Raw genomic sequence first — 23,454 nt, 5'->3', positions numbered from 1 at the left:
TTCAGCGGCGCTTGCTGCCACCCAGCAAAGAACCGAGAATGCCGCGCATTAACTCGCGACCCACTTGTGAGCCGATGCTGCGTGCCGCGCTTTTTGCCATGGTTTCTGCAACACTTTGGCGTTTGCGCCCACCTGCTCCGCTGGTGCCAAACAACATGTCGCCCAAGCCACTCAAAGTGCTTTTTTCCTCAGCGGTTTGAGTGCCTTTTGCAGCAGGTGTTTCTGCAGCATCCTGCGCAGCCATCGCCTGCTCGGTACGCGCCTTCAACATTTCGAATGCCGATTCACGGTCTACGGTTTTTTCGTAAACACCCGCAACCAACGAATTCGCAATCAATTCCTTGCATTGCTCGGGACTGGCCGGGCCAAACTTGCTGGCAGGTGGATACACCCACGCGCGAGATGTGGGGCTTGGCGTGCCTTTGGGGTCGAGAAAACTGACCAAGGCTTCACCCACACCCAACTCAGTAATGGCCGCTTCAATGTCCAAACCAGCATTTGGGCGCATGGTTTCAGCCGCCACTTTCACCGCTTTCTGGTCGCGAGGGGTGAATGCCCGCAAGGCATGCTGAACGCGATTACCAAGCTGCCCCAACACCGAATCAGGAACATCCAGCGGATTCTGGGTTACAAAATAAACACCCACGCCTTTGGAACGGATCAAGCGAACCACCAGTTCAACTTTTTCAATCAAAGGCTTTGGTGCATCCGTGAACAACAGGTGCGCCTCGTCAAAGAAAAATACCATCTTGGGTTTGTCAACATCGCCCACCTCGGGCAAGTTTTCGAACAACTCCGACAACAGCCACAACAGAAAGGTGGCGTACAGCTTCGGCGAATTCATCAACTGGTTGGCCGCCAGAATATTGACAATGCCGCGCCCGTTGGAATCGGTTTGCATCAGGTCGTCGATATTCAACATCGGCTCGCCGAAGAACTTGTCAGCGCCTTGCCCTTCCAGGGCCAACAAACCGCGCTGAATAGCGCCGACTGAGGCAGATGAAATATTGCCGTACTCGGTGGTGAACTGCTTGGCGTTTTCACCCACATACTGCAACATGACGCGCAGGTCTTTTAGATCCAGCAACAACATACCGTTGTCGTCCGCTATTTTGAACACCAGGTTCAACACGCCTTCCTGCGTATCGTTCAAACCCAGCAAGCGGCCCAACAACAAGGGCCCCATGTCTGAGATGGTGGCACGCACCGGGTGGCCCTGTTCGCCAAATACATCCCACAAGGTAACGGGGCTGCCTGCAAATTCCGGCACAGGTATGCCAGTCATCTTCATTCGTTCTTCAAACTTCGGGGAGGTTTTTCCAGGCTGTGAAATCCCGGTCAGGTCACCTTTCACATCAGCCATAAACACGGGTGTGCCAATTCGTGAAAATGCCTCGGCCAACACCTGCAAAGTGACTGTTTTACCCGTACCGGTTGCGCCCGTAATCAAACCATGCCGGTTGGCCAGCTGAGGCAACATCACCAGGTCTGTTGCGGTTTCAGCGCGGTTGTCACGGGCAATCGGGAAAGGTGCAATCATGGGCCAGGCTCCAGTTCATCAATGGGATCGATGAACTGGATTGTGCCACAGCCTGTCTGGAATTCAGAACGAATTCAGAACATTACACAGGCATGTTCATGATGTCGTTGTAGGCCTGGAGAATTTTGTTTCGGGCCTGAACCACCGCTGTGAATTGCAGCGATGAAGTATTCATGGCAATCACGGTTTCTTCAACCGAGGCAGTGGGGTCATCCATCTGCAAACGCTTGCCCAGGTCAGCAGCCTTGTCAGCCGACAGACTGGCGCTTTCCAAGGCCTTGGCGATTGCATCCGCGAACGAAGCCTGGTCCAAAGCCTGCGGCTTGCTGGTCAGCGACGGGCTCTTGATTGCATCCGTTACCGCACTGCTTAACAGGCCACTCACGGCCCCCATTTTGTCGATCATGAATTACTCCAACGCGGAATTTTTGTTTCTACCCTCTCTTTGTACAGGCAAGTGGAGCAAGCCATTGCCACAAACAAGGGGCAAAACTCCCCTTATTTTTTAAACACAACCCTCAAGTTTTTAAAATAGGTGCCGTTAAAGCCCCCTTTTTACCGAATTGCTTGCGCACCCCAGCAAGCACAATGCATGGGTAGAACAATATTTAACCCACATGCAGGTATTCCATGGCAGAAGTTCTCAGCAGCCCCGAAGTGATCGGCCCGGTTGGCAACAACCCGATTACCAATATGCAGCAGCGTTTCGCAAAACTGCCCCAGAAAAACAAAATGGGCATACTGATCGGCGTGCCATTGCTGATCGCGGTGATCGCCTCACTGCTAATGTGGGCCAACCAGACCAGCTACCGTGTGCTGTTCAGCGGCCTGAACGACCAAGACGGTGGCGCTATTGTTGAAGCACTGACACAAATGAAAGTGCCTTACGAATTCAACACCGCAGGCACTGCCATTCTGGTGCCTTCCAACAAGGTATACGACACGCGCCTGGCCCTGGCCAGCCAAGGCCTTCCCAAAGGCAGTGTGAGTGGCTTTGAAGCCATGGACAACCAGAAGCTGGGCATTACCCAGTTTCAGGAACAAGTGAATTACCAACGCGCGCTGGAAGGTGAACTGGTTCGTTCCATTCAATCCATTTCAGCAGTGCAAAGTGCACGCGTGCATTTGGCCATTCCCAAACCCTCCATTTTCATCCGCGAAAAGCAAACACCCAGCGCATCGATTGTGCTGAACCTGTTTGGCAGCCGCACTTTGTCCGAACCGCAAATCAACGGCATTGTGCATTTGGTGGCATCAAGCCTGCCAGGCATGAACCCGGAAGATGTCAGCATCGTTGACCAGTCTGGTCGCCTGCTTACCGGCAAAACACAATTGGAAAGTGGTTTGAACCCCACGCAACTGGCCTATACCAATCAAATTGAACAAAGCCTGACTAGCCGCATCGTTGACATTCTCAGCCCGGTCTTTGGCAGCGAGAACGTACGCGCCACTGTCACTGCGAACATGGACTACTCCATGTCTGAGCGCACCGATGAAATTTACAAACCCAACGGCGACACAACACAGGCCACTATTCGCAGCCAGCAAATCAGCGAATCCAACGACGGTAGCAGCAATGCCAACCCACAAGGTATACCCGGCGTGATGGCCAACACCCCCCCTGGAGAAGCAGCCGCCAACATTGGCCAAAACCCGCAACAAGCATTGGCCAACGGAGTGAACGGTGGCACCAGCACACCCACGCAAACCAACAGCAGCACCCGCAAAGACTCCACCGTCAATTATGAAGTGGACAAATCGGTGCAGTACACCAAATCACAAGTGGGCAAAATTGAACGCTTGTCCGCCGCTGTGGTGGTGAATTACAAAACAATCACCGATCCGAAAGGTGAAACACGTCAGGTGCCCCTGACACCCGAGGAAATCACCCAACTAGACAGCCTGGTGAAGCAAGCGATTGGTTTTGACGAACAACGCGGTGACGCCGTGAATGTGGTGAACCAGGCCTTCACCAAAGTGGAAGAAGAAACCATCCCCATGTGGGCCCAGCAGGAAACCATGGACCTGGCGAAATCACTGGGTATGCCAATTGGCGTTGCACTGATCGCCGCCATTCTGGTGTTTGGTGTACTGCGCCCCATGATGAAACCAGCCGAAGTCGATTTGTTCGACGAAGGACCTGAACTGCTGCCCGGGCAACGCATGCCACTTCTGGCCAACCAGGTGGGTGGCGACAACGACGCAGAGTTGCTTGAGCAACTTCAACGCGAAGGCACCCTGCCCGGCATGAATCGCCAGGAAAAAATGGAGAAGCTGCGTCAATTGGCCAAAGAACATCCACAGATTGTCGCCAGCATCGTGAAGAACTGGGTCAACGGCGAAACACAGAACGGCTAAAACCCGCCTGACAAAGCACTACGAGGAATCTACACCATGGCAGAAAGCGAACTTGGCATTCAAAAAGGCGCAATCCTGATGCTTAGCTTGGGCGAAGAAGAAGCTGCAGAAGTATTCAAGTACCTTGGCCCCAAAGAAGTTCAGAAACTGGGGCAACAAATGTCAAAAACCAAAGATGTTCCCATTGACCGCATCGAAGAAATTGCGGGCGAAGTAGTCCACATCGCGCAAAGCCAGAGTGCGTTGGGCCTTGATTCTGACGCGTATATTCGCAGCGTGCTAACCCGCGCTTTGGGTGAGGACAAAGCTGGCTTTTTGCTGGATCGTATTTTGCAAGGCAGCGACACATCTGGCATTGAAGGCCTGAAGTGGATGGACCCGGGCACAGTGGCCGAACTGATCAAAAATGAACATCCACAAATTATTGCGACTATTCTGGTTCATCTGGAACGCGACTTTGCTGCGGCCATTTTGAACCTGTTTGTTGATCGCCTTCGAAGCGATGTGGTGTTGCGCATTGCCACCATTGACGGTATTCAACCCAATGCTTTGCTGGAGTTAAATGACGTGCTGTCCAAGGTGCTGGCTGGCGGGGACAAACTGAAGAAGACGACGTTGGGTGGAGTTCGCGCTGCTGCAGAAATTTTGAACTTCGTGGGCACCACGTCGGAAAAAACCGTGCTCGACACCATTCGCGAATACGACAACGAACTCAGCCAGCGTATTCAAGATGAAATGTTCACCTTCGACAACCTGTTGGACATTGATGATCGCGGCATGCAGAGTATTCTGCGCGACGTACAAAGCGACCTGCTGGTCATCGCACTGAAAGGTGCTGACGAAGCAATTCGCGAAAAAGTATTCAAGAACATGTCCACCCGTGCGGCAGAAGCCCTGCGCGATGACCTGGAAAGTCGAGGGCCCGTTCGTCTTTCCGAAGTGGAAGCTGCACAAAAAGACGTGCTGAAAGTGGCCAGAAAGCTGGCCGATGCAGGCGAAGTTGTACTGGGCGGAGGCGGAGAAGATGCGTTCATCTAACCGCATTATTCGTGGCCTTGATGCCGCAGAACTACCGAACTGGTCGGTCGAGCTGATTGGCTCGCGCTATGAAAACCCGGTTGACCGCATGATGGCGGAAATCAACCGGCATCAAATGGAAAACAGTGCTCCACCGCCAGCCCCCACCGAAGAAGAACTGCGTTTGAAGGAGTGGGAACAGGCACTGGCCCGTCGCGAGAAACAATTGGAAGAGCTTGAGAAAGACACCCTGAAACAGGCTGAAGAACGCGGCCAGCAATTGGGCTATGAAGCGGGCTGGAATGCTGCACACAATGAGCGCGTGGTGTTGGTACAGGCTGCCAGCACCATGGAAGAAGAATTCGAGCGATTTAAAAGCGAACTGTCCGAAAAGCTGCTTGACCTGGCCGTGCTCGTTAGCAAAAAAGTGATTGGCGACACGCTTGCCATGCACCCCGAACATGCAGCAGATCTGTTGAATCAGGTTCTGGACAGCATGCAATTGCACAGCAAAGCGGTCACGCTGCGTGCGCACCCCAATACCATTCGAGTGCTCGAAGCCCAGTTCGGTGATCAGCAAATGCTGGGCAACCTGCGCATGATCGAAGACCCCAAACAACTGCAAGGTGGATTTTTACTGCAACACCCAGAAGGTGAAGTGGACGCAACACTTCAAACCCGCTGGTTACGGGCCATTGAGGCCTTGGGCCGCAACAACCCTTTAAGCCCAGAGGACACTGAATAAATGGCCGACCTGCTGGAATGGATTGACGAATGCAAGTTTCTGGTTGAACACAGCCAGCCCCAAATTGCCACCGGCAAACTCACCCGCGTGGCAGGCCTTGTGATGGAAGCAGTGGGACTGAAACTGCCGGTTGGCAGTGTATGCACCGTGGTGCAAAAAGGTGCTCCACCACTTGAAGCCGAAGTGGTTGGCTTTAACGGCGACAAACTGTTCCTGATGCCAGCCACCGATGTACATGGCATGACGCCCGGCGCCAAGGTAATTGCTCAAGAACCCCCACCTATTGCACCCAAACTGGGTGTCAAAGCCCACCCCTGGCGCAGGCCCGAAGACAAAACCAAACACCTGCCCGTGGGCGACAGCCTGTTGGGCCGCGTCGTGGACAGCAATGGCCGCCCACTGGACACCCTGGGTGAACTGAAATTCGAGAAACGCAGCCCCTTGGCTGCACGCCCAATCAACCCGCTCGAACGCGAACCCATCACCGAGCCACTCGATGTGGGCGTGCGCGCCATCAACGCACTGCTCACTGTGGGTCGAGGTCAGCGAATCGGCTTGATGGCGGGTTCCGGCGTGGGTAAATCGGTGTTGCTGGGCATGATGGCTCGTTACACGAAAGCCGACCGCGTGGTGGTCGGCCTGATCGGCGAACGTGGCCGCGAAGTGAAAGAATTCATTGAACAGATTTTGGGTGAAGAAGGCCTAAAGCGCAGTGTGGTCATTGCCGCTCCGGCCGACGTCAGCCCCCTGCTTCGGATGCAAGGCGCAGCCTACACCCAGGTGGTGGCTGAGCATTTTCGTGATCAAGGCCACAACGTGCTCATGATCATGGATTCACTGACCCGCTATGCCATGGCCCAACGTGAAATCGCTTTGGCCATTGGTGAACCACCTGCCACCAAGGGCTATCCCCCAAGCGTGTTTGCAAAACTGCCCACACTGGTTGAACGGGCTGGCAATGGCAGAAAAGGCGCAGGCTCCATTACTGCGTTTTACACTGTACTGACTGAAGGCGACGACCAGCAAGACCCCATTGCGGATTCAGCCCGCGCCATTCTCGACGGTCACATTGTTCTGTCGCGGCAACTGGCAGAAAGTGGCCACTATCCCGCCATCGATATTGAACAGTCGATTTCACGGGCCATGCACAACATTGTGCCTGCAGGCCACCTGAATGCGGCCCGCGGCTTGAAAGCTGCATTCTCCCGCGTGCAACGCAACCGTGACCTGATCACCGTGGGTGCCTACTCCCCAGGGGCAGACCCACAATTGGACCATTCTTTGGCCCTTTATCCAAAGATTGAAAACCTGCTGCAACAGTCAATGTTAGAGAGTGCAAGTTTCGATGAAGCGCTGGCAGGCCTTCAATCGCTATTTCCGAACGAATTTAAAAACGACAAACACTAAACCGCTTGGATGCCCATGAGCAATGTGCTGCAAATCCTGATTGAACAGGCCAGCGAGAAGGCCGACAACCTGGCCCGTGCGATGGCCAGCACCCAGCAAAAACTGGTTCAAGGCCAGGACAAGCTGAATATGCTGCAAACCTACCGCGATGAATGCGAGGGCGGCATGCACAACAAGGCAAGTACCGGCATGACAGGGCAGCAACTGCGCAACCAACTGGCCTTTGTCGGCAAAATTACCCAGGCAATCGAACAGCAAAGCCGTGAAATTGAATTTCTGAATACCACGCTGGCCCACCAACGCACCCAATGGCAGGAAGCGCTGGCTGAGCAACGAAAATTTGAAGCGCTGGTAGAACGGGAAAAACTCAAACAGGCGAAACTTGAAAACAAGCGCGACCAAAAAATGAACGATGAATTTGCAGCACGCATTTACCGGGTTCACACCGCTGGGGAGCCCTCATGAACACGAGTACCCAAGCCATGAACAATGTGAACAAAGTACAAACTCCCGCAGCGGGCAACAAGCCCAAGCAAGGCCAGCAAGAATCTGAATTGAACTTCACTGAACTGTTTAGTTCAGCCTTGGGCCAATCGGCACCCAAAGCACAACTCAACAGCATTGAAACCCAATTGCGGGAAAGCCTGTACCAGCAAAACAAACCCAAAAAGAACAATGAAAGCACGGCCAATGCCGAGGCTGCACAGGCTGCGCAAGCGGCTGTGTGGGCGCAACGCAACTGGATGCAGACTGCACCAGCGCAACAAGCCATGACAGTAAATTCATCGAACAGCGGTATCAAGAACGCCGAGCCCGCAAAGCAGGCACCGGCACCTGAAAGCACGCAACAGGCTGATTCAGCCAATGCATCGACCACAAGCGAGAACGGCCCGACAACCTCTCGCAATGCAGAGCAAACATCTGCACAAACTGCGGTAGAAACTGCAGACAATAATGTAGAAACCTCCACACTTGCGTCACCTGGCAGCCCTGCAAAAACCAACCCTGCTACCGAGCCCGCACTGAACAGTGCCGCCTACGGCGAACCAGGTGAACTGGCCTCAGGCCAACCACAGCCCGGCAATCAGCAAGGCAATGCCAATACACAAATTACTGTCGACACACCACTTGCCGCCGAGAAAACAGGCTTTGAGCCTAAAACCACAGCCCAGTTAAAAGCCGACTCCGCCCTGGCCAACAGCACAGTGCAAATGCGCACTGACACGGCTCCAGTCGCTGCGCCAGGCAATTCAGGCAACGCAGTGCAGGCACAACTGAACCAGCAACTGGCACCTCAAACAGCAGCTCAAATCGCCCAGCAGGCGCAAGCACTGGGTGAAGGCCTCAGTGAAAGCATCGCAGAGGAAGGTCTGAAAGTTGGCCAGAAAATTCTGGCTGCGGGCAACCTGCAATCAACTGGCACGGCCACAGGCATCACCGCAGGCACCAACGGCCTGACTGGCACAGCAGGCAGTGCGCAACAGGCCCTGATCAAAACACCGGTCAATCAACCCGGCTTTGCCAAAGAACTTGGACAGACCGTGCAATGGGCCATCGGCAAAAACCTGTCCACGGTCGACATTCGAGTGAACCCGGAAAGTTTTGGTCCCATGAACATGCGTCTGGTGCAAAAAGGCCAGCAAGTTCAGTTGGTCATTCGAACACAAGACGAAGCCTCGGCCAACCTGTTGACCCAAGCTCTTGGCGGATTGAAAGAAGTACTGGCCCAGAATGGCCTGCAATTGAACCAAGTGCAAATTCAGCACGGCAACGCCCCCACACCACAAGGCCAGGCCAACAACGGCCAGGCTCAGTTTGATCAAAACCGGAACCAGGGCCAGGGCAATGGACAGCACGCAGCTGGCGGTGACAATTCCCAGACAGAATCGGGCACACCCACCAACACCGCCACCGCCAGAACTCCAGAGGGCAAGCTCGACCTGTTTGCTGACCCACTCAGGCCTGACGAATGAATTGGGTCCAAACAACACGGCTTTTCGGGGGTTTGCTCGGAAACCTTTCAGACACAATAGAGTTTGAAAGTGACACACAACAGCAATTGAACTTACGGAGTCAAGCATGGCCAGAGTCGCCCCGGCACCCGCTGCAGTAGCCCCAGAAGCCGCAGCGCCCGAAAAAGGATCCAAGAAAAAACTGATCCTGATTCTTGCAATCGTATTGACCGTTCTGGCCGCTGGCGGTGCAGCAGCATTTTTCCTGCTGGGCAGCCAAGGTGCAGAAGGCGGCGCGGAAGAAAAAGTTGAAGAACCCGTTGGTCCGCCCACATTCGTGGTGATGGACCAGTTTGTTGTCAACCTGGCTGAGCCAGACACCACCCGTTACCTACAAATTGGCATCACCTACGAGGTGAGTGGCCCGGCACAGGCTGAAGAAATCAAAAACTTCACACCCGTGATTCGCAGCCGGATCTTGTTGGTACTGTCCGGTAAAAACGTGAGTAACCTGACCTCCATTGAAGGCAAACAACAGCTGATGGATGAATTGGTGGACCTGGCTCGCGTCACCATCAAAGGCGACCCGAAAGATCCCACACGCGGCATTCGTGATGTGCATTTTTCCAGCTTTGTGATTCAGTAACAGGACGCTCTGCACCATGCCCGGAGAATTTCTTTCACAAGACGAAGTCGATGCCCTGCTCAGGGGTGTGAACGGCGAAGAAGAAACGAAAGACGCTTCTGAAACCCATGAGGGTGTTCGCCCCTACAACCTGGCCACCCAGGAACGTATTGTGCGTGGCCGCATGCCCACGCTCGAAATCATCAACGAGCGTTTTGCGCGCCTCATCCGCATCGGCCTGTTCAACTTCATGCGTCGCAGCCCGGAAATTTCCGTAGGTCCAGTGAAAGTATTGAAGTACAACGAATTCATTCGCAACCTGGTGGTACCCACCAACTTGAACATCATGGCCATGAAGCCGCTGCGCGGCAACGCCTTGTTCATTTTTGATCCCAGCCTTGTATTTGCAGTGATCGACAATTTGTTTGGTGGCGACGGGCGTTTTCACACCCGTGTTGAGGGGCGGGATTTCACCCAAACCGAACAGCGCATCATCGCTCGCATGCTGGAAGTAATTCGCGAAGAATTTGTGAAAGCCTGGGCACCCGTGTTTCCCCTGAAACCCGAATACCTGCGCTCTGAAATGCACACCCAATTTGCCAACATTGCCACTCCGTCCGAGATCGTGGTGACCACCTCGTTCTCCATTGAACTGGGCGCCGGTGGTGGCTCGCTTCACATTTGCATCCCCTACTCCACCATGGAACCCATTCGCGATTTGCTGTACTCCAGCATGCAGGGTGACCAGGCCGAACCCGACAAACGTTGGGTCACCATGCTGAAAAAGCAGGTGCAAATGGCAGAAGTGGATTTGGTGGCAAGCCTGGCCAGCACACAGCTGACCGTGGCCGACATCATGGAACTGAGAATTGGTGACGTCATACCGATTGAAATTGACAAAGTGATTGAAGCGCGAGTGGACAATGTGCCCGTGTTCAATTGCAGCTACGGCACCAGTGGTGGCCAGTACGCACTGAAAGTTGAAGAAGTTCTGGCTGTGAGCAATGAGTCACATGCCGACGCGCTGAACCTGGAAGCCTTGCTGAGCAAGGAAACCAAACAGCCTGAAAAAACACACGAATAGCGATCAAGATAAGGAACACACCATGTCTGAACAGCAAGTAGATACAGTAACCGACGCAGCCGACGACTGGGCAGCCGCACTGGCCGAACAAGCCAGCACCACGGCCACAAGTACCAGCGACACCGACAACCTGTTTGCACAGGCCAGCGATGCAAAACCTGCCTCTGGCTTGTTCCAGCCCTTTGCCGGAAGTGTGGCTTCAGGCACGCAGAACGACATCGACATGATTCTCGACATCCCGGTTCAGTTGACTGTTGAGCTGGGTCGGACGAAGATACCGATTAAGCACATTCTGCAACTGGCCCAAGGCTCCGTGATTGAACTGGACGGCCTGGCTGGCGAACCCATGGATGTGCTTGTAAACGGCTATCTCATTGCGCAGGGCGAAGTGGTGGTAGTCAACGACAAATTTGGTATCCGATTGACCGACATCATCACGCCATCCGAGCGTTTGAGAAAACTCAACCGTTGATACCCTTTTGCAGTACAAAGGCATGCAACTACAACAAAAAAACAAAAATGCGGTGGGACATTCATGACAGGCCATTTGCTGCAAACCACGCTGGGCCTGCTGTTTGTGGTGGGCTTGCTGCTCGCCTTGGTGTGGTTACTCAAACGCATGGGCATTGGCAACCAACAACGCCGTGGCGGTTTTTACAAGGTACTGGCCACCTCGGCTCTGGGGCCACGTGAAAAAATAGTGCTAGTTGAAATCGGTGACACCTGGCTGGTGCTTGGCATGACCAGCAATAGCATCAACACCCTGCACAGCATGCCTGCAGGCAGCATAACGCTGGACGAAATACAAAACCCCGCGGTGAATTTTGCAAAAATGCTTGAACGCGTGAAAGCAGGCAAGGCGAAATCATCATGAACACCCTGCGCGCAAACACCAGCAAATTCACCGCATTGGGCCTGTTGCTCATGCTGCTGCTTTGGGCTTTGCCCGACGCGCAGGCCCAGCAAGTGCTACCCGGCGTCACAGCCACACCTGGCGCCAACGGCACCACCAACTACAGCGTGCCCATTCAAACGCTGCTGTTTTTTACTTTCCTCAGTTTTTTACCTGCATTGCTGTTGATGATGACGGGCTTTACCCGCATCGTGATTGTCATGTCGCTGCTGCGCATGGCCTTGGGTACGCAAAACTCACCACCCAATCAGGTCATCATCGGCCTGAGCATGTTCCTGACCTTTTTCATCATGGCACCGGTGTTTGACCGCGTGTACGAAAACGCCTACCTGCCGTTTTCCAACAATGAAATCGAGTTCCAGGAAATGACCGAAAGGGCCAGCGTGCCGATGAAAGACTTCATGCTCAAGCAAACCCGCGAACCCGATCTGGCACTTTTCATGCGACTGGGCAAAGTAGAGAACGTCGAGAATCCCGAAGACGTGCCCCTGCGCGTCCTGATTCCGGCTTTCGTCACCAGCGAACTGAAAACCGCGTTTCAGATCGGTTTCATGATTTTTTTACCATTCTTGGTGATCGACCTGATTGTGGCCAGTGTGTTGATGTCCATGGGCATGATGATGCTGTCGCCCATGCTGATCTCCTTGCCATTCAAGATCATGTTGTTTGTACTGGTCGATGGATGGACCTTGCTGGTTGGCTCGCTGGTGGCCAGCTTCGAGACCTAAACTGAACTGAACTGAATTGAGCGTACAAACATGAACAGCCAAACCGTGTTGAATTTGGGCCAGTCTGCACTGGAAGTGATGTTGATGGTATCGGGCCCGCTGTTGGTGGTGGCCTTGGTGGTGGGTTTGCTGGTCAGCATTTTGCAGGCCGCCACGCAAATCAATGAAATGACCTTGTCTTTCATTCCGAAAATTCTGGGCATTTTTGCCACCTTGCTATTGCTTGGTCCCTGGATGTTGGCCACCCTGGTGGACTACACCCAACGTTTGATCATGAGCATCCCCACCGTGATCGGCTAAGCATGGTCCCCATCAACGGCGAACAACTTGAAATCTGGATCGCCTCGTTCTTGTGGCCCTTCATTCGCATTCTGGCCATACTGGCCACAGCGCCCGTGTTCGACAACCGCACCGTGCAACGCCGCACTCGCGTAGGGCTAGCCGCCTTGATTGCGATTCTCATGATGCCCCTGTTGCCCGCCCCCCCGGTGCTCAGTTCAGCACAAGCCATCCCGGTTCTGATTCAGCAAATTCTGATTGGTGTGGCCATGGGCTTTTCCATGCGCCTGGTGTTTGCAGCATTCGAAATGGCGGGCGATTTGCTGGGCCTGCAAATGGGTTTGGCATTTGCACAGTTCATTGACCCAGCGCGTGGCACACAAACGCCACTCATCGGCAGTTTTTTGGGTGTACTGGCCATGCTGACCTTTCTGGTCATTGATGGTCACTTGCTGGTCATCGCCGCAGTAGTTCAAAGTTTTGAGTTGATTCCGATCAGTGCAAACCTTGCTGTGGTCAATAGCCAAAGCATTGCCATGGCCGGCAGCATCATGTTCATGCTTGCCCTGCAAATTTCATTGCCAGTCATGGCAGCTGTGCTAATCAGCAATATTGTGCTGGGCATTTTGGCGCGCGCAGCACCGCAACTGAACGTGATGTCGATCGGTTTTTCGATCACCATTGGTGTGGGTCTGTGGATTCTCTGGGTCAGCCTGCCCTACTTCATCGCTGGAATTGACGGCGCCATTGGCCGTCTCTTGAGTATTTCCGTGTTGAACACGGGCTGATCATTCCAGAAAAAAGTCGGTGTCTACCGTGCAGTCCTTGCCAGTCAGCGGGTCGCTTTTGCGGCCTGTGGAATGCGACAAATGGTAGCGAATCACATCCATCAGCTGCTCCACTTCAAACGGTTTAATCAAGTAATCATTCGCCCCCAATGCAAAGGCCTGTTGCAAGTCGCTGGCATCACTGCGGGCACTCAACAACACAAAGGGCAACTTTTTGAAGAGTGCGTCTCCGCGTATGGCACGCAGCAAATCAAAGCCGTCCATATTGGGCATCATCAAGTCGCTCACAATCATTCTGGGCAAAGCAGCGCCGTGCACCCGACACTCGAGCAACAAGCGCAAGGCCTCTTGTCCATCGTGGGCCTCCATCACATCCAGCCCGCTCAATTGCAGCAACTGCGAAAGATTACTCAGGATGGTCAAGTCATCCTCTACGATCATGACGCGCGGCATGCTTCCTCCTTCAGGGATGGCAAATCAACACACAACCAGTGGCGGTTGCGGCGGTTCTTGATCATGATGCGCCCATTGATCAAACGGATCACCCGCTTGGTCAACAGCAAAGTGAATGGCAAACACTCCCCCTTGAAGGGCACCACGGTTTCTTCATCGTGCGCAGGCTCGAGCTGTCCACCCTTGATCATCCAGGCGGGCCACTCCAGCAACTCAATGCACAAATTCAAAGTGTGATCAGTGGGCATCTTGATAGTCAATTTGCCAGCATGTGACTCTTTGCTTTCCGCAAACGACAACATTTGCCGCATGGCTTGGGTAAACACATACTCATCGGAGTAAAACACAAACCTGTCCAGGCTGGGGTGCAGCTCATACTCCAGCCAGTGCTGACCATGCCTTCGGCGCTGCTCAAACGAAGAAAACTGGCAAAACACTTTTCGTACATCTAGCTGTGCAATGTTTAAATGGTTGCGTGTGAAATTGGCACCCATGAACATCAGGGTTTCATCCACCAAGGCACGCAACGAACGCAAAGCACCACCAATTTGATCGATGTAATGCAAGGCCGTTTCCATGTTCACCGGGTCTTTCTGAAGTGAACTTTCCAGCAATGCTTTGGCTGATCCAATCACCGTCATCGGCGTTCGAATTTCATGCGAGAGATAGGATACAAACTGGGATTTTCGGGAAGACAACAAGGACTCCTCATTCAACTCCTCCCGAATGGAAAGCTCCAGGTCCATTTCCTCAGTTCGATCGTGAATAATACCCACAGCTTTGCTGGGCAATCCGTATGCATTCTTCACAGCCACCAAGTGAATTTCAAGCTTCAACAAAGAACCATACACAGTGGCATAACGCACCTGTACTGCTGTGCTGGGCAAGTTGGCCGTGAGGCAAGCCTGTAGGGCTGAATCCAGGCCCTTGATGTCTTCGCTTAGGATGCCAGATCGCCAGGCCGTAGCCGAGATTGCAGACTGCGCCTGCTCATCAAAACCAAACAAACGTCGCCAGGTTGAACTGAACACCACAATTTCCTGTTCAATGTCCCACTCAAACACACCATCTTCAAGCGTGGCCACTGCAGCCACCAAACTGTCAACCGACATTTCATGGTCCTGCTGAACCGTTTCAATTGATTTTTCCAGCTGTTCAATGCGGGTTCGTTCCAATTCCAGTTTCTCGGAGGCATTGGCCACTTGCTCCAAGGCGTCTTGCTTCATGACCTGCAGTTTTTGGTTGTCAGCACGCAAAACCTGCACTGATTTGTCGAGCAGCACATAGACGTAGCACATCAAGACTGAAATCATCAGCAAAGCAAAAAAACTGACGAAAATCTCAAAACCTGCCCAGCCTGTCCACAAACCATACCAAGCCGCATGTTCGGGGCCATCGTTCACGTGCACAAAACCAATCAGACTGAGTGCAATCATCTGGTTCAAACCCACAATCCCGAAAATGTAAATCATCCGGCTTTGAAGTGGCTTTGACTTGCCCACCGAGGTTTCGTGGGCAAACCGGCTAAGCAAGCCCATGCACACAAAAAGAAACAGGTACATGGCGATCAAACCCGGCCAACGCACCTGCATAACCTGGTGATTGTTTGGAATAAAAATGAATGCCATGTGGATCAAAAACTGAATCAGAATGCCCAGCGACGTGAACAAAAACATGAAGAGTTTGGCTGCGCCCTTGGCCGCCTGAACCAGATAATCCACATACAAAAACACCGCAATACACACCACAAAGGTAAGCACAGTGCCGGAAATGCTGAACAGGGCGTCTTTGGCGGAAGGCAGGGTTAAGCCCACAAACGCCGAGGCAAAAAACATGGAAATTACATAAAGGGAGATGAGCACCCCTCTGCGAATCAGGTAATGGCTGTTTGCGATCAAAGGGGGATTTTTGATTCGGACTTCAACACCCACTGTCATGGCCAACAGGGATGCGAAAAAGCCAAAGGCCAATCCGGACAGATGGGCTTCTGAGATTGCAGCTGCTGCGAATGCAAAATCCTCCACTAGCCAATTCATGAAATGCACCGCCCCTGATTCGATGGTTTCAGCTTGCTGCTGATCTATTTATTGATTGATTAGTGATACCCAACAAGAACTTGCAAGGCATTCACACAATTTAACAAGTTGGGGTGATGCTCCTATCCCCCCAATCGGGGTAGCTAAGGGTGAATCCGGCTGCGGATACTACTTATAGTGAAAACTGCACCCAAAACAAAGGCGCAAAACATGCCCACCGCGCCTTCGTAAACAGTATTTGGAAAGCCAAAAAACTTCCAGGCCACTGTGGTCAACACACCGGTACTTGACATGCACAGCATGGCCCACGAGTTCAGTTTGGCCCCCAATACCTGCCAAATCAAAATGGGCACAAACGCGGCTCCCAGTGTACCCCAGGCCCACACCACGAGTGAGAACACACTTTGCTCGCTCCACAAGCCAATACCCAAGGCAAAAAGCGTGGTGAAGCCCGTGGCAGCTTTCAGCAACCATCGGTTCTCGGATGGATTTCGGGGTAAATCTTGTGTCAGGGCTGAAGAACAGGACAGCACCAGCGAATCGGCCGTGGACATGGTGGCTGCGAAAATACCCGCCAACATCAACCCGGCCAACCAGGGTGGCAACAAATCCCGCGCCATATTGGGCAAAGCCATTTCAGGATCGAAACCCGTGCTTTCACCAAAATAAAGACGACTGAGCAAGCCCACTGCGGTTGCAAAACAATAGAACAAAAGGTAGTAGCTGTAGTACCACCACCGCACCTGGTTCATTTGACGGGTGTTTTGCAAAGCCAGAAAACGGCTGACGATGTGTGGTTGGCCCAAGGCGGCAGCCCCAGCAAACATCCAGCCCACCACAAAAGCCAGAGGGCCAATGAAACCCGGTACATCGAGGTTGGTGGGGCTTGGATTCAAAAAGCCATCAATGGCACCTGCTTGCTGAAACACAGCCTGCAAACCACCCAAATGATTCACCGCTGCAATCAGCAACACCACCATCGACACCACCATCAACAGCGATTGCACCGCATCTGTCCAAATTGAGGCGCGCATACCGCCTGCGATGCTGTAGGCAATCACCACCAAGGCCACCATGCCCATGCCAATGGCCATGGGAATATCCAGCATGCCTTCAAGCGCTTTGCCACCTGCTGAAATTTGGGCGGCCGCATAAGTGCACAAAAAAGCCACACTGACGAGCGCAGCCAATATTTGCCAACTCCGGTTGCGGGTGTCGCCCCAACGGGCCAACAAACTGATAATGCCATTGGCATGCACGCGTTCAGCTTCATCGCGCATGCGTTCATGTGCAACTTTCGAGCCGATCAAATCGCCTGCAATCCAGCCGACCATCAACCACACCGATTGAATACCCACCGCGTAGGTATAGCCGATCAGGCCGATGAACATGTAACCGGAATTGTTGGTGGCCACCGCCGACAGGCCGACCAGCCATGGGGGCACACTGCGACTGGCCACGAAGTAATCGGCCGCGCTTGCCTTGGCCTGGCGTGCTGAACTTAAACCGATCAGCAACACCAGGGCAAGGCAAATGAAAAAGCTTGCGCCCAAATTAAGCGGGCACCTGCAAGGTCAATGGCTCAATGTGTCGAGCGGCCAGAAATTCTGGCCGTGGAGCACCTGCCGCGTACGGCGAGTTCAGCGCGTTGCCGACTGCGTTGTACACATAAAACAGGTTGGCACGCAAATGGTCGCTGGTGTTTTTGCCGGCACCGTGCATCACATTGCAATCAAACAGCAACACCGAACCCGCTGGTGCAACCACTTCCTGCACACCACCGTTTTCTTCCAGCAAGTCGAGGAACAATGCAGGCGGCTTACCCACTGCCTGTTTTTTGAATGCCTCCCGATAACCTTGGGTGTCAGGTGTTTCGCCAGGGCAAGCCACGAAAGTCTTGTGGCTGCGTGGCATAAACTTCAAAGAACCGTCGGCAGAAATTTCGTCGGTCAACAGCACGGTGGCACTAATGGCGCGCATGCCGGGCATGCCGTCCTCTGCATGCCAGGTTTCAAAATCACTGTGCCATTCAAAGCCGCTTCCATATTGCGGGCTCTTGAAGTTCAAGCGCGACTGGTGAATGTAAACAGAGTCGTTCAACAGAAACTGCACCACTTCCAGCATGCGCTGGTTACTTGCCGTGTCTTTCAGCAAACCTTCCATGCCGTGAATACCAAACAAGGTACGCAGTTGCTCACTGTCCGTTTCCTTGATCAACTGGCCAGCGTGGGTTTGCGCACAGTTCTTGCTGACACGCTCGGCGGCTGCGCGCAGCTCATCCAGTTCATGTGCTGAAAATACATCGGTCAACACCAGGTAACCATCGCGTTCAAACTGCTCCACCTGCGCCTGGCTTAAGGGCGAGTCTTCAGTCCACTCGCCGTGAACCACTGGCTCAGTGCGTCGAATCAAGGCACCCTCAGACTTGTCACGTGTGGGGTATGGATCTCTTACGGCTGAAACAATCATTGTGTTTTGCCTCCTTTGTCTTTATTCGGCCAGCGCAGGATACGCGCCGGTTTCGTCGTGAACTTCCGCACCAGTCACGGGTGGGTTGAACACGCAGGCCATGATCATGGGCTCGTCGAATGCACGCAGAATATGCGGGTCGTGCAAGTTCAAGGCGTACATGGTGCCCGCCTCAATCGGGTACACCTTGCCATCAATCTTGCTTTCAATTTCGCCCTTGCCACTGACGCAATACACGCTCTCGAGATGGTTCTTGTAATGCATGTGCAATTCCGCCTTGGCGTGAATGGTCGTGATGTGAAAGGAAAAGCCCATTTTGTCGTCACGCAGCAGCATGCGGACACTGTCCCAACCCTTGGAATGAATGTGCTTTTCCGTGCCTTGTACTTCGCTGAGTTTTCGGACAATCATGCTTTCACCTTTTTGCTGTTGGCTTCTTTCTCGGCCTTGGCACTAATCACCGCCACGGCTTTTTCCAGAATGGTCAAACCTTTTTTCAGGTCTTCCATTTCGATATTCAGGGCGGCAAACACTTTCACCACCTGCCCATCGTTGCCACAGGTTTCAATAATCATGTGGTGCTTGAAACATTCAGCCACCACCTCGTCGGCCAAGGTACCGTTTTGCATTTCAATGCCCTGCATCATGCCGCGGCCTTTGACTTGCACGGTGATGTTGTCGTTCGCCTTCAAAATACGGTTCAAACTTTGGTTCACCACCTCGGCACGCTGCGCAATGCCACGCTCGAATGCCGGGTTGGCCCAGTACTTTTCAAGTGATGCTGCAGCAGTAATAAATGCATGGTTGTTGCCGCGGAAAGTGCCGTTGTGCTCACCGGGCTTCCAGAAATCAAGGTCGGGGCGAATCAAGGTCACAGCCATGGGCAGGCCCATGCCTGACAATGATTTGGACAGGCAGATCAAATCGGGCTCAATGCCCGCTTCCTCAAAGCTGAAGAAAGAACCTGCGCGGCCAACACCGGCCTGAATTTCATCCAGAATCAACATGGAACCCGCCTTGCGAGTCACCTTGGCCAGATTTTTCAGCCACTTCATGGAGGCCGGGTTCAAACCACCCTCGCCCTGTACGCCTTCTACAATCACTGCAGCCGGTGCGTCTTGGCCACTCGACTTGTCGGTCAGCATTTTTTCAAGGTACTCGGTGGTGTCTACACCTTCACCCATGTAACCGTCATAAGGATAACGGTCTACGCCACACAGCGTTGAAGCCGATGGGCTGCGGTGGTGGGTGTTGGCCGTACAGGCCAGTGCGCCCTGGGTCACACCATGGAAACCGTTGGTAAAGGCAATCACCTGCTTGCGCCCGGTAATTTTGCGGGCCAGTTTGATTGCTGCCTCAACCGAGTTGGTGCCTGTGGGGCCAGTAAACTGAATGCGGTACTGCATGCCACGTGGCTTCAAAATGTGGCGGTTAAACGCATCAATGAACTTGGCTTTTGCAGCGCTGTGCATATCCAGACTGTGGCCAATGCCGTCGTCCGCAATGTAGTCAAGCAATGCCGATTTCATCTCTGGATCGTTGTGCCCGTAGTTCAACGAGCCTGCCCCAGACAGGAAATCGAGATAATCCTGACCATTCATGTCGGTCATGTAGCTGCCCTTGGCCCGCACAAACAAAGTTGGAAAGCTGCGGCAATAGCTGCGCGCTTCCGACTCGTTTTTCTGGAATGTGCGAATTTTGCTCAGGGTTTGAAAGTCGATTGACTTGCTTGAGTCACTCATTGTTGTACTCCTTGAGTTTGTAGGAATGTCGCCAGAGGCGATGTTGGCAAGGCGATTTCCACCAGTACTTCGGTGTTGTGTCGACCGCCAAAGTGAGACTGTTCTTCAAACCAGTCTCGTGAAGACAAATCGCTGCCCCAATCGCGGGCCAGTGATTTGAAAAGTCCCCAAGACGCCGCATTGTCAGGCGTAATGGATGTGTGAATTTTTGCGATTCCGCTTTGCTGGGCCACCACCCAATTGATCAAGCGTTTGCCCAAGCCAAGGCCACGGGCTTTTTCGCCCACAGCGACTTGCCACACAAAAAACGTGTCCGCTTGTTTGGGTGGAATGTAGCCAGAAACCCATGCCACCACCTCGCCATGCAAGGTGGCCACCACGCAAGTGGGCGCAAAATGACTGCATTGCAGCAGGTATAAATAATGGGAATTCAGGTCGAGGGGTTTGCAAGCATCCACAAGATCGAACACGGCAGTACCGTCCTCAAGCACGGGGTGTCGCAAAACGACATCGTCTTTAGACATTTGGATGAGATGGCTCTGTTATTGGCAGACCCATTTGTTATTAACAAATAAACTACTTCTCATCCTTTCGTAAAAGCTCATCATTACAAATCAATGCGATGAAGAGTTTTTATGAAAGAACAATCCAATAATAGTTTACTTTATGAATTAATGCAAACCTTGATCAGATCGAAGTCAAAACCTCCAAAAACGTTAAATTTGGTGGGATTGCTCTAAGCGTAGGAAATTCCAACTCACCAGGCCGGTTAATCACTACAATTCATCAAAATGAATTAAATCACCGGGTTAGCGAGCATGGACAGCACCTTACAAGATTCACTTATTTCGCTTCGCCGCATTATTCGCGCCACCGAATCGGGCGCCCGAGAACTGGCCAAGAAAGCCGATATGGCCACCTCTGAATTGCTGACCCTGCAATCAGTGGCGGACAACCCCGGCATCTCTCCCGGCGAACTGGCCAAATCGCTTAGCCTCTCTCCGGTGACCTCCACGGTCATTCTTCAAAAACTGGAAAGCCGCGGCTTGATCGAGAAAATTCGCAGCACGGTGGACAAGCGCAGGCTTGAGGTTGTACTGACGGAGAAAGGCAAACACGAGGTCAATGACGCACCATCCAGTCTGCAAACCCGTTTCGCGGAACGCTTCGGACAACTTCAAAGTTGGGAGCAGCATTTAATTGCTTCCGTGCTGGGCCGGGTGACTACCTTGCTGGGTGCAGAGGCCATCGATGCCTCGCCTATTCTTGATGTGGGTGAGATTGACAAGCCTGCGAAATAAACGGGACCAGGCTGTCAAATAAGAATTGACTTATTGTTTAATATTTTTAATAATTGTTTCTAATTTACAACAATTAACACTTTCTGGGTTTGACCGGTTTACATGTTTGATTTAAGCGCATTTTTTAGACGTAACAGGAAAGTATTGTGGTTCGTCATTGCAGCATTCATGGGAACCTTCATTTCAATACAAATCAGCAAAGCCTTGGCCACGCGCGATTCCAACTACGGCGAGATCGCGGAATGCACCTACGTGCACCAGGCTCCCGAGCTTCAAACCCCAGCCAATCCACAAAAGCTGAGCAGCACCTACTGCCCAACGAAAGGCTGATCATTTGAAGTCACAGTGTTGCAACCAACACCTGGTTTTTCCCGGTTTTCTTGGCCTGGTACATCAGTTGGTCGGCCCGGGCCAACAGCTTTTCAAGGCTGACGTCCTCAAAAGCAAGCACCTGCAGCACACCCACGCTGGCTGACACCGGCAAATCGGGGCAAGTGTAATCAATTGCTTCGGCAATTGCTGCCCGAATACGCTGCCCTAAATTTTCAGCCATTTCCTGCCGACTGTTGCCCAAACTTAGCACCACGAACTCATCACCAGACAGACGATATACCTTGTCCTCGGCTCGCAACCGAACCGACAGCTTTGTGCTGATGCGTTTGAGCAACTTGTCGCCCACGGCATGGCCAAGGGTGTCATTGACCATTTTGAAATTGTCGAGATCAAGAAAAGACAGCACAAACGGGTCTTTGGCATTGAGCATGCGCCACACGGCGGCCTCCAGCGCTTTGCGATTCAAGCTGCGGGTCAAGGGGTCGGTCAGGTTTTCCTGACGTAGCGATTTTGAGCTGGCCTGAATTTTTACACTCACCCCGTAAAACTGAACGGGCAACACCAGCAACAAAAAGAGATTGGCATACACCAGCTCAAGGTGGCCCTGCCAGTAGGGCACAAACAAGGTCAGGCCCAACACAATCGCGACACCCAAGCCAATATGGCAAGCCAACATACAAGGGCCGTATCGAATGCCTCGGATTAAAGCCACAACAGCAATCAAGGGGGACACTGGCGCCAGGAATTCAGCAGCAACCGCCAGACCCCAACCAATCAGTGGAAGGTCGATGCAGTAACTGGGTAGCTCGATTTTCTCCCAGTGTCGTTCGCGATTGGAAATTAACCAGGATTGCACCCAGGCCAGGTGAAAATAAACACCCAGAGCAATCATGAACACCATGCGGGCACTGCTGCCGACAATGGCACCGCCTGGCGCAAGAAAGAATACGATGAGAAAGGAAAGCCCGGCGAAAGCCATTCTCTGCCGGGCGCGAGAGGCACTGTCTGAGATATCGAGGACGTATTTTAGTTTTAACATGCGGTTGAGATATCTCATGGTGTCCCACTGGAAGAATATCCCCCCAGTGGGTGTGTCAGCTCATGATCTCAGTGACGCATCAATACCTTCCAGTTCCAAGAAGTTGCTTAGGCGACTGCTGCCGCAGCGGCTTCTTCCAGGTCGGTGGGAATATCGAAATCCAACAAACGCTCGACATTCAACACCAGCACAAACTCGTCGTCTACCTTGCCAATACCGCGCAAGAAGTCGGTTTTCACACCCGCACCGAACTGCGGTGGTGGTGCAATAAACTCGGCTCCAATGTCGACCACGGCATTCACCGCATCCACCATGAAGCCAACCACTTGCGTTTCCTCGGCCATTTGCGATTCGAGAATCACAATACAAGTGCGGCGGTTGATGGTGGTTTTGCCTTGCCCAAACCGGGCACTCAAATCCACCACTGGCACCACAGAGCCGCGCAGGTTGATCACACCACTGATGCATTGCTGCATCATAGGCACCACGGTGATTCGTCCAAATTCGATAATCTCTTTGATCCGGAGAATTTCCACCGCCAGCTTTTGCCCATGTACCTGAAAGGTCAGGTACTGGTGGCTGGCGCTGTCACTCTCCATGGCCTTGGCCAATTGCTCATTGACATTGCTCATGGTGAATGCCCCT

The 23,454-nt window shown here is 52.9% G+C and carries 26 protein-coding genes; 15 read left to right on the top strand and 11 right to left on the bottom strand.

Annotation, left to right across the window (positions count from 1 at the left end):
* Position 1: 1 nt before the first annotated feature.
* Positions 2–1,540 carry a helicase HerA-like domain-containing protein gene (locus tag LMED105_RS14030; RefSeq protein ID WP_008252511.1) on the bottom strand — a complete coding sequence of 513 codons (1,539 nt, stop codon included), beginning with the start codon at positions 1,538–1,540 and terminating at the stop codon, positions 2–4.
* 82 nt (positions 1,541–1,622) lie between these two features.
* On the bottom strand, positions 1,623–1,946 hold the full coding sequence (locus LMED105_RS14025) for a flagellar hook-basal body complex protein FliE (protein ID WP_008252509.1): 324 nt from the start codon (positions 1,944–1,946) through the stop codon (positions 1,623–1,625).
* A gap of 224 nt (positions 1,947–2,170) precedes the next feature.
* On the opposite strand from LMED105_RS14025, the gene fliF reads away from it, so the two are divergent.
* The 13 genes from fliF to fliR all read left to right on the top strand — a co-directional run bounded on the left by fliF (position 2,171) and on the right by fliR (position 13,436).
* Positions 2,171–3,898, top strand: coding sequence for a flagellar basal-body MS-ring/collar protein FliF (gene fliF, locus LMED105_RS14020; RefSeq protein ID WP_008252508.1), 1,728 nt, complete (start codon positions 2,171–2,173; stop codon positions 3,896–3,898).
* A gap of 36 nt (positions 3,899–3,934) precedes the next feature.
* Positions 3,935–4,936, top strand: coding sequence for a flagellar motor switch protein FliG (gene fliG, locus LMED105_RS14015; RefSeq protein WP_008252506.1), 1,002 nt, complete (start codon positions 3,935–3,937; stop codon positions 4,934–4,936).
* Positions 4,923–5,660: a FliH/SctL family protein gene (locus tag LMED105_RS14010; protein ID WP_008252504.1), complete on the top strand. Its 738-nt coding sequence runs from the start codon at positions 4,923–4,925 to the stop codon at positions 5,658–5,660. The genes fliG and LMED105_RS14010 overlap by 14 nt, the downstream gene beginning before the upstream one ends.
* Complete coding sequence (gene fliI / locus LMED105_RS14005; protein ID WP_008252502.1) at positions 5,661–7,067, top strand: flagellar protein export ATPase FliI; 1,407 nt, start codon at positions 5,661–5,663, stop codon at positions 7,065–7,067.
* A gap of 15 nt (positions 7,068–7,082) precedes the next feature.
* Complete coding sequence (fliJ, locus tag LMED105_RS14000) at positions 7,083–7,532, top strand: flagellar export protein FliJ (protein WP_198006864.1); 450 nt, start codon at positions 7,083–7,085, stop codon at positions 7,530–7,532.
* Positions 7,529–9,040: a flagellar hook-length control protein FliK gene (locus LMED105_RS13995; RefSeq protein ID WP_008252498.1), complete on the top strand. Its 1,512-nt coding sequence runs from the start codon at positions 7,529–7,531 to the stop codon at positions 9,038–9,040. The genes fliJ and LMED105_RS13995 overlap by 4 nt, the downstream gene beginning before the upstream one ends.
* 106 nt (positions 9,041–9,146) lie before the next feature.
* Positions 9,147–9,665, top strand: coding sequence for a flagellar basal body-associated protein FliL (fliL, locus tag LMED105_RS13990; protein ID WP_008252496.1), 519 nt, complete (start codon positions 9,147–9,149; stop codon positions 9,663–9,665).
* Between the two features lie 16 nt (positions 9,666–9,681).
* On the top strand, positions 9,682–10,728 hold the full coding sequence (gene fliM / locus LMED105_RS13985) for a flagellar motor switch protein FliM (RefSeq protein WP_008252494.1): 1,047 nt from the start codon (positions 9,682–9,684) through the stop codon (positions 10,726–10,728).
* 22 nt (positions 10,729–10,750) lie between these two features.
* Entirely contained in the window at positions 10,751–11,200 is a 450-nt protein-coding gene (gene fliN, locus LMED105_RS13980) for a flagellar motor switch protein FliN (RefSeq protein ID WP_008252492.1), read from the top strand.
* Positions 11,201–11,263: 63 nt separating this feature from the next.
* Positions 11,264–11,602, top strand: a complete 339-nt coding sequence (fliO, locus tag LMED105_RS13975; RefSeq protein ID WP_008252490.1) for a flagellar biosynthetic protein FliO — start codon at positions 11,264–11,266, stop codon at positions 11,600–11,602.
* Positions 11,599–12,369, top strand: coding sequence for a flagellar type III secretion system pore protein FliP (gene fliP, locus LMED105_RS13970; protein WP_008252488.1), 771 nt, complete (start codon positions 11,599–11,601; stop codon positions 12,367–12,369). Before fliO ends, fliP begins: the two co-directional genes overlap by 4 nt.
* Positions 12,370–12,399: 30 nt before the next feature.
* Positions 12,400–12,669, top strand: a complete 270-nt coding sequence (fliQ, locus tag LMED105_RS13965) for a flagellar biosynthesis protein FliQ (protein WP_008252485.1) — start codon at positions 12,400–12,402, stop codon at positions 12,667–12,669.
* 2 nt (positions 12,670–12,671) lie between these two features.
* Positions 12,672–13,436, top strand: a complete 765-nt coding sequence (gene fliR, locus LMED105_RS13960; protein ID WP_008252483.1) for a flagellar biosynthetic protein FliR — start codon at positions 12,672–12,674, stop codon at positions 13,434–13,436.
* Here fliR and LMED105_RS13955 read toward each other — a convergent pair whose 3' ends face one another.
* The 7 genes from LMED105_RS13955 to ectA form a co-directional block, all read right to left on the bottom strand.
* Positions 13,437–13,889, bottom strand: a complete 453-nt coding sequence (locus LMED105_RS13955) for a response regulator (RefSeq protein ID WP_040513582.1) — start codon at positions 13,887–13,889, stop codon at positions 13,437–13,439.
* Positions 13,874–15,925 (bottom strand): histidine kinase dimerization/phospho-acceptor domain-containing protein, encoded by a 2,052-nt coding sequence (locus tag LMED105_RS13950; RefSeq protein WP_040513580.1) that lies wholly within the window; start codon positions 15,923–15,925, stop codon positions 13,874–13,876. Before LMED105_RS13950 ends, LMED105_RS13955 begins: the two co-directional genes overlap by 16 nt.
* Positions 15,926–16,068: 143 nt before the next feature.
* Positions 16,069–17,478, bottom strand: coding sequence for a sodium/proline symporter (locus tag LMED105_RS13945; protein ID WP_008252479.1), 1,410 nt, complete (start codon positions 17,476–17,478; stop codon positions 16,069–16,071).
* A 1-nt stretch (position 17,479) separates the two neighbouring features.
* The gene (locus LMED105_RS13940; protein WP_008252478.1) at positions 17,480–18,394 is read right to left on the bottom strand and encodes a phytanoyl-CoA dioxygenase family protein; all 915 of its coding nucleotides are present in this window, start codon (positions 18,392–18,394) and stop codon (positions 17,480–17,482) included.
* A 21-nt stretch (positions 18,395–18,415) separates the two neighbouring features.
* Positions 18,416–18,805 (bottom strand): ectoine synthase, encoded by a 390-nt coding sequence (locus LMED105_RS13935; RefSeq protein ID WP_008252477.1) that lies wholly within the window; start codon positions 18,803–18,805, stop codon positions 18,416–18,418.
* Complete coding sequence (ectB, locus tag LMED105_RS13930) at positions 18,802–20,136, bottom strand: diaminobutyrate--2-oxoglutarate transaminase (RefSeq protein WP_008252476.1); 1,335 nt, start codon at positions 20,134–20,136, stop codon at positions 18,802–18,804. The genes LMED105_RS13935 and ectB overlap by 4 nt, the downstream gene beginning before the upstream one ends.
* Positions 20,133–20,660, bottom strand: a complete 528-nt coding sequence (gene ectA / locus LMED105_RS13925; RefSeq protein ID WP_008252475.1) for a diaminobutyrate acetyltransferase — start codon at positions 20,658–20,660, stop codon at positions 20,133–20,135. The genes ectB and ectA overlap by 4 nt, the downstream gene beginning before the upstream one ends.
* Positions 20,661–20,954: 294 nt before the next feature.
* On the opposite strand from ectA, the gene LMED105_RS13920 reads away from it, so the two are divergent.
* Both LMED105_RS13920 and LMED105_RS13915 read left to right on the top strand, forming a co-directional pair.
* A complete protein-coding gene (locus LMED105_RS13920; RefSeq protein ID WP_008252474.1) occupies positions 20,955–21,437 on the top strand; it encodes a MarR family winged helix-turn-helix transcriptional regulator in 483 nt (160 codons plus the stop codon).
* Between the two features lie 168 nt (positions 21,438–21,605).
* Positions 21,606–21,767, top strand: coding sequence for a hypothetical protein (locus LMED105_RS13915; RefSeq protein ID WP_156799708.1), 162 nt, complete (start codon positions 21,606–21,608; stop codon positions 21,765–21,767).
* Between the two features lie 10 nt (positions 21,768–21,777).
* Here LMED105_RS13915 and LMED105_RS13910 read toward each other — a convergent pair whose 3' ends face one another.
* Both LMED105_RS13910 and LMED105_RS13905 read right to left on the bottom strand, forming a co-directional pair.
* A complete protein-coding gene (locus LMED105_RS13910; protein WP_083797218.1) occupies positions 21,778–22,827 on the bottom strand; it encodes a diguanylate cyclase in 1,050 nt (349 codons plus the stop codon).
* Between the two features lie 89 nt (positions 22,828–22,916).
* Positions 22,917–23,441: a chemotaxis protein CheW gene (locus tag LMED105_RS13905; protein ID WP_008252468.1), complete on the bottom strand. Its 525-nt coding sequence runs from the start codon at positions 23,439–23,441 to the stop codon at positions 22,917–22,919.
* Positions 23,442–23,454: the final 13 nt, after the last annotated feature.

The organism is Limnobacter sp. MED105, assembly GCF_000170915.1.
Lineage (GTDB): Bacteria > Pseudomonadota > Gammaproteobacteria > Burkholderiales > Burkholderiaceae_B > Limnobacter.
This window is presented reverse-complemented; position numbering and strand designations above follow the sequence as displayed.

What these genes read in the sequence shown, in the direction of transcription:
- LMED105_RS14030 (WP_008252511.1), bottom strand. Translation starts at nt 1,540, where the DNA reads ATGATTGCACCTTTCCCGATTGCCCGTGACAACCGCGCTGAAACCGCA.
- LMED105_RS14025 (WP_008252509.1), bottom strand. Translation starts at nt 1,946, where the DNA reads ATGATCGACAAAATGGGGGCCGTGAGTGGCCTGTTAAGCAGTGCGGTA.
- fliF (WP_008252508.1), top strand. Translation starts at nt 2,171, where the DNA reads ATGGCAGAAGTTCTCAGCAGCCCCGAAGTGATCGGCCCGGTTGGCAAC.
- fliG (WP_008252506.1), top strand. Translation starts at nt 3,935, where the DNA reads ATGGCAGAAAGCGAACTTGGCATTCAAAAAGGCGCAATCCTGATGCTT.
- LMED105_RS14010 (WP_008252504.1), top strand. Translation starts at nt 4,923, where the DNA reads ATGCGTTCATCTAACCGCATTATTCGTGGCCTTGATGCCGCAGAACTA.
- fliI (WP_008252502.1), top strand. Translation starts at nt 5,661, where the DNA reads ATGGCCGACCTGCTGGAATGGATTGACGAATGCAAGTTTCTGGTTGAA.
- fliJ (WP_198006864.1), top strand. Translation starts at nt 7,083, where the DNA reads ATGAGCAATGTGCTGCAAATCCTGATTGAACAGGCCAGCGAGAAGGCC.
- LMED105_RS13995 (WP_008252498.1), top strand. Translation starts at nt 7,529, where the DNA reads ATGAACACGAGTACCCAAGCCATGAACAATGTGAACAAAGTACAAACT.
- fliL (WP_008252496.1), top strand. Translation starts at nt 9,147, where the DNA reads ATGGCCAGAGTCGCCCCGGCACCCGCTGCAGTAGCCCCAGAAGCCGCA.
- fliM (WP_008252494.1), top strand. Translation starts at nt 9,682, where the DNA reads ATGCCCGGAGAATTTCTTTCACAAGACGAAGTCGATGCCCTGCTCAGG.
- fliN (WP_008252492.1), top strand. Translation starts at nt 10,751, where the DNA reads ATGTCTGAACAGCAAGTAGATACAGTAACCGACGCAGCCGACGACTGG.
- fliO (WP_008252490.1), top strand. Translation starts at nt 11,264, where the DNA reads ATGACAGGCCATTTGCTGCAAACCACGCTGGGCCTGCTGTTTGTGGTG.
- fliP (WP_008252488.1), top strand. Translation starts at nt 11,599, where the DNA reads ATGAACACCCTGCGCGCAAACACCAGCAAATTCACCGCATTGGGCCTG.
- fliQ (WP_008252485.1), top strand. Translation starts at nt 12,400, where the DNA reads ATGAACAGCCAAACCGTGTTGAATTTGGGCCAGTCTGCACTGGAAGTG.
- fliR (WP_008252483.1), top strand. Translation starts at nt 12,672, where the DNA reads ATGGTCCCCATCAACGGCGAACAACTTGAAATCTGGATCGCCTCGTTC.
- LMED105_RS13955 (WP_040513582.1), bottom strand. Translation starts at nt 13,889, where the DNA reads ATGCCGCGCGTCATGATCGTAGAGGATGACTTGACCATCCTGAGTAAT.
- LMED105_RS13950 (WP_040513580.1), bottom strand. Translation starts at nt 15,925, where the DNA reads ATGAATTGGCTAGTGGAGGATTTTGCATTCGCAGCAGCTGCAATCTCA.
- LMED105_RS13940 (WP_008252478.1), bottom strand. Translation starts at nt 18,394, where the DNA reads ATGATTGTTTCAGCCGTAAGAGATCCATACCCCACACGTGACAAGTCT.
- LMED105_RS13935 (WP_008252477.1), bottom strand. Translation starts at nt 18,805, where the DNA reads ATGATTGTCCGAAAACTCAGCGAAGTACAAGGCACGGAAAAGCACATT.
- ectB (WP_008252476.1), bottom strand. Translation starts at nt 20,136, where the DNA reads ATGAGTGACTCAAGCAAGTCAATCGACTTTCAAACCCTGAGCAAAATT.
- ectA (WP_008252475.1), bottom strand. Translation starts at nt 20,660, where the DNA reads ATGTCTAAAGACGATGTCGTTTTGCGACACCCCGTGCTTGAGGACGGT.
- LMED105_RS13920 (WP_008252474.1), top strand. Translation starts at nt 20,955, where the DNA reads ATGGACAGCACCTTACAAGATTCACTTATTTCGCTTCGCCGCATTATT.
- LMED105_RS13915 (WP_156799708.1), top strand. Translation starts at nt 21,606, where the DNA reads ATGGGAACCTTCATTTCAATACAAATCAGCAAAGCCTTGGCCACGCGC.
- LMED105_RS13910 (WP_083797218.1), bottom strand. Translation starts at nt 22,827, where the DNA reads ATGAGATATCTCAACCGCATGTTAAAACTAAAATACGTCCTCGATATC.
- LMED105_RS13905 (WP_008252468.1), bottom strand. Translation starts at nt 23,441, where the DNA reads ATGAGCAATGTCAATGAGCAATTGGCCAAGGCCATGGAGAGTGACAGC.